Source organism: Streptomyces sp. NPDC047061 (assembly GCF_040643955.1).
Taxonomy (GTDB): domain Bacteria; phylum Actinomycetota; class Actinomycetes; order Streptomycetales; family Streptomycetaceae; genus Streptomyces.
This window is the reverse complement of sequence record NZ_JBEYVI010000118.1, coordinates 1-2,678: the sequence shown is the minus strand read 5'-3', so window position 1 is coordinate 2,678 and position 2,678 is coordinate 1. Positions and strand designations below refer to the sequence as shown.

Below are 2,678 nucleotides of genomic sequence, written 5' to 3'. Positions count from 1 at the left end.
AACACAGTGGACGCGAGCAACTGAGGACAAGCCCTCGGCCTATTAGTACCGGTCACCTCCACCCATTACTGGGCTTCCAGATCCGGCCTATCAACCCAGTCGTCTACTGGGAGCCTTACCCCATCAAGTGGGTGGGAATACTCATCTCGAAGCAGGCTTCCCGCTTAGATGCTTTCAGCGGTTATCCCTCCCGAACGTAGCCAACCAGCCATGCCCTTGGCAGAACAACTGGCACACCAGAGGTTCGTCCGTCCCGGTCCTCTCGTACTAGGGACAGCCCTTCTCAATATTCCTGCGCGCGCAGCGGATAGGGACCGAACTGTCTCACGACGTTCTAAACCCAGCTCGCGTACCGCTTTAATGGGCGAACAGCCCAACCCTTGGGACCGACTCCAGCCCCAGGATGCGACGAGCCGACATCGAGGTGCCAAACCATCCCGTCGATATGGACTCTTGGGGAAGATCAGCCTGTTATCCCCGGGGTACCTTTTATCCGTTGAGCGACGGCGCTTCCACAAGCCACCGCCGGATCACTAGTCCCGACTTTCGTCCCTGCTCGACCCGTCGGTCTCACAGTCAAGCTCCCTTGTGCACTTACACTCAACACCTGATTGCCAACCAGGCTGAGGGAACCTTTGGGCGCCTCCGTTACTCTTTAGGAGGCAACCGCCCCAGTTAAACTACCCATCAGACACTGTCCCTGATCCGGATCACGGACCCAGGTTAGACATCCAGCACGACCAGACTGGTATTTCAACGACGACTCCCCCCGAACTGGCGTCCGGAGTTCAAAGTCTCCCAGCTATCCTACACAAGCCGAACCGAACACCAATATCAAACTGTAGTAAAGGTCCCGGGGTCTTTCCGTCCTGCTGCGCGAAACGAGCATCTTTACTCGTAGTGCAATTTCACCGGGCCTATGGTTGAGACAGTCGAGAAGTCGTTACGCCATTCGTGCAGGTCGGAACTTACCCGACAAGGAATTTCGCTACCTTAGGATGGTTATAGTTACCACCGCCGTTTACTGGCGCTTAAGTTCTCAGCTTCGCCCCACCGAAATGGAGCTAACCGGTCCCCTTAACGTTCCAGCACCGGGCAGGCGTCAGTCCGTATACATCGCCTTACGGCTTCGCACGGACCTGTGTTTTTAGTAAACAGTCGCTTCTCGCTGGTCTCTGCGGCCACCCCCAGCTCGAACAGCAAGTGTTCTCACCAGGTGTGGCCCCCCTTCTCCCGAAGTTACGGGGGCATTTTGCCGAGTTCCTTAACCATAGTTCACCCGAACGCCTCGGTATTCTCTACCTGACCACCTGAGTCGGTTTAGGGTACGGGCCGCCATGAAACTCGCTAGAGGCTTTTCTCGACAGCATAGGATCATCCACTTCACCACAATCGGCTCGGCATCAGGTCTCACCCTCATGTCATCCGGATTTGCCTAGATGACGGGCTACACCCTTACCCCGGGACAACCACCGCCCGGGCTGGACTACCTTCCTGCGTCACCCCATCACTCACCTACTACAAGTCTGGTCCGTCGGCTCCACCACTCCCCTCAACTCCGAAGAGATCAGGGCGGCTTCACGGACTTAGCATCGCTCGGTTCGATGTTTGACGCTCCACAGCGGGTACCGGAATATCAACCGGTTATCCATCGACTACGCCTGTCGGCCTCGCCTTAGGTCCCGACTTACCCTGGGCAGATCAGCTTGACCCAGGAACCCTTAGTCAATCGGCGCACACGTTTCCCACGTGTGAATCGCTACTCATGCCTGCATTCTCACTCGTCAACCGTCCACAACTACCTTCCGGTGCTGCTTCACCCGGCAGACGACGCTCCCCTACCCATCCACACACCCGTTGGGGCTATTTGTGTGAATGACACGACTTCGGCGGTACGCTTGAGCCCCGCTACATTGTCGGCGCGGAATCACTAGACCAGTGAGCTATTACGCACTCTTTCAAGGGTGGCTGCTTCTAAGCCAACCTCCTGGTTGTCTCTGCGACTCCACATCCTTTCCCACTTAGCGTACGCTTAGGGGCCTTAGTCGATGCTCTGGGCTGTTTCCCTCTCGACCATGGAGCTTATCCCCCACAGTCTCACTGCCGCGCTCTCACTTACCGGCATTCGGAGTTTGGCTAAGGTCAGTAACCCGGTAGGGCCCATCGCCTATCCAGTGCTCTACCTCCGGCAAGAAACACACGACGCTGCACCTAAATGCATTTCGGGGAGAACCAGCTATCACGGAGTTTGATTGGCCTTTCACCCCTAACCACAGGTCATCCCCCAGGTTTTCAACCCTGGTGGGTTCGGTCCTCCACGAAGTCTTACCTCCGCTTCAACCTGCCCATGGCTAGATCACTCCGCTTCGGGTCTTGAGCGTGCTACTGAAACGCCCTCTTCGGACTCGCTTTCGCTACGGCTACCCCACACGGGTTAACCTCGCAACACACCGCAAACTCGCAGGCTCATTCTTCAAAAGGCACGCAGTCACACCACAAGGATGCTCCCACGGCTTGTAGGCACACGGTTTCAGGTACTATTTCACTCCCCTCCCGGGGTACTTTTCACCATTCCCTCACGGTACTATCCGCTATCGGTCACCAGGGAATATTTAGGCTTAGCGGGTGGTCCCGCCAGATTCACACGGGATTTCTCGGGCCCCGTGCTACTTGGGTGT

1 rRNA gene is annotated in these 2,678 nt (G+C 56.6%); it reads right to left on the bottom strand.

What is annotated here, in order from left to right:
• Window positions 1–22: 22 nt before the first annotated feature.
• Window positions 23–2,678, bottom strand: a 23S ribosomal RNA gene (locus ABZ887_RS51000); the annotation flags it as partial.